1 protein-coding gene and 1 pseudogene are annotated in these 2,496 nt (G+C 41.5%); both read right to left on the minus strand.

Going from position 1 to position 2,496, the window contains the following annotated elements:
* A pseudogene (locus V3S16_RS15850) lies at nucleotides 1-94 on the minus strand (DUF302 domain-containing protein); the annotation flags it as partial.
* Between the two features lie 77 nt (nucleotides 95-171).
* The gene (locus V3S16_RS15855) at nucleotides 172-2,160 is read right to left on the minus strand and encodes an IS1634 family transposase (protein ID WP_413886680.1); all 1,989 of its coding nucleotides are present in this window, start codon (nucleotides 2,158-2,160) and stop codon (nucleotides 172-174) included.
* Between the last annotated feature and the right edge of the window lie 336 nt (nucleotides 2,161-2,496).

Below are 2,496 nucleotides of genomic sequence, written 5' to 3' on the forward strand. Positions count from 1 at the left end.
CATTACAGGGCAGCAGTAAACCAATATCCAGATCGGTGGTGAGAGCTTGAAACGCTAAAGACGGATTGCAAGCTCCCAGGATGATGTAGCGAGTAAAATCCTTATCCCAAGTTTCCCCCTAAAAATACATAACTAACTAAAATTATTGATCTTTAGAAAAAAATTAGGTCACTAGGTTCTGCGACCTGCGATATAATGATTACGTTTCAGCGGATCCTTGATTTTGAGTTTTCTGTAGATATCTACATGAGAAGGTTCGGGTTGTCCGGATTGCCTTATATGATTGATTATTTTGTCTTTATCAGTAAAGATTATCGTCTCTCGGCGGTGTGTTTCCAAAATGGTGCGAATGGTTTTCCAACTGCGATTGTCTCCGTGACGGGACAATTGATACTCGATGGTTATCAGAAGGTGATAGGCTAATATCGATACCAAGATATGAGCTTCCGTTCTTTTAGCCAGTTGGTGAAATATGGGGCGTGTGCCGATATCTGTCTTGAGGCTTTGAAAGGCAGCTTCAACTCTGGTAAGCGTCATGTATAGATGCCAGATCTTTTTAGCGTCTAGATTGATCTGGTCGGTTTCTATTACGTAACATCCGAATAAGGTTTCCTTTTCTTCAGGATCAGCCTCGACGATTTTCCAACTGAGGTTAACAGCTTTTTTCCCCTCGGTATCGATCTCTATTTTTTCGGAAAAGCGTTTGTTAAAACCTTTATAGCGACCTTTGATTCTTCCCAGGCGCTGATAAACCTTATCTATGGCTTTGATATTGCCTTTTAGAATGGAAGAGCGAAACCGCTCCAAATCATTGGCTGCGCGGTCAACCCATCTGTCAGCGATGGCTTTTTCCTTGGCTTTACGACCTTCACTAACGCACAAGATGCGACTGGTTTTATCATCACTGCCGGTTACTTTATGTATCCATACCTCTTTTTGTCCTTTTCGGATAATGGGTTCAAATTTATCCTGATATTCACTAAAACTGGAGGCATACTCCTTATGTATGGGAGCTCGCTCTACGACGATATAGGGGAATTGATAACCTTTGATAAGTTGAATGTTTTCAGTGGTTGCAATTCCCCTATCCATGACCAGTATGGGTTTTACCGAGGCAAACTCCAGTTGACCATTTGGGTTGAGATATCCCATATCCTCCATAATATCTTTGAGGGTGGCGGGTTCTCCAATATTTCCCTGGTAAACACGAGAAGTGACAGGAAAACCATCACTATCAACCATTAAGGCGAGGGAAACCAATCGCAAATCATTCCGTTTTTCTTTCGATTTTCCAAAAGCAGCCAGGGAGTTCTTGGTACAGCTCCCCTCCATATAAAAGTTGGTTAAGTCGAATAAATATAAAGACTGACGGTCAGGGAAAAGTTTTTGTTCCCGCTTGAGTAAATGTTGTTCTATTGTTTTCTTATGTCTCAATATCTCTTCCGAAATCTCATAAACAGCATCTTTCTTGATTCTGATCAGAGGAGTTCTGGTAAGTTCGGATATGGCTGAATTCTCTCGAATCCATTTCCAAGTTGATAAATCACTGGAGGGTCGTACCAGGCGACCGACGATAACTGCCTCGCTGAGGCTTACTTCACGGCTTGAGAAACCACATTTATTGAGCACATCGGTAAATCGAAGCTGTTTCCAAACATGATGACCGACCAGCTCCGGGCCAAAACTTCTCGAACAAGTGGTGATGAGACTATTACAGTCCACCATTTTGAACAGGGCCCCATCAGCCGATTCAACCGCCGAATCAGACATCTCAGCTGATTCGTTATCGTTATTGTTTGTTGGAAGCTGACTCTGAAGTTGAGACTCTGGAAAGTCTGTGGTTGAATGCCGTTTCAAAGCGTGATAATTATTCATGGCTTTATCGGCTAAGGTTTGGACCGTGTTCTCAAGCTTTAATATGGCTTTGGTCTTGTTTTCTGGTATGAATGATAGTTGTTCCTGGTTGGAATTTCCGGCCAAACGCCTCTCCAGTTCTTTGGCCATAACCGGCCAATGCTTTTTGGGGAGATCAAGTCGGCCTAACTGCATAATAGTTCTTTGTCTAGGGCCATCAGCCGTGTGATAGGACTCTACCAGTTCATGTTTGGTGTAAACATTACCGGTTTTCTTATTCTTTGTCTGTTTTTTCCGAATAAACATGGAACTAGATCACGGAAACGGATTTTCAACACTAAAATCAGGAGATGTTTCGGCATATCATATACTATCTATTTGAGCAGTCAAGAAAAAAATGATGATTAGGGCACTATTTTCGCCAGATTTTGCGATTTTAAAAAATTAAATAGCTGTAATTATAGACTATTCTTTCAAGAAACAGGGCCAACTTTTCTCAAAAATGGCTATTTTGGGGGAAACTTGGGCTAAGCGGAAATAGTCCGGATTAAGAAGGGTTGATTGTGAAACAAGATGCCTTTTACAGATACAAAATTGCTTTAATTGGATGAGTGGATGGGAAGCTGAAAAGTGAAAGTAGTT

The organism is Candidatus Desulfatibia sp. (assembly GCF_036446775.1).
GTDB lineage: Bacteria > Desulfobacterota > Desulfobacteria > Desulfobacterales > UBA11574 > Desulfatibia_A.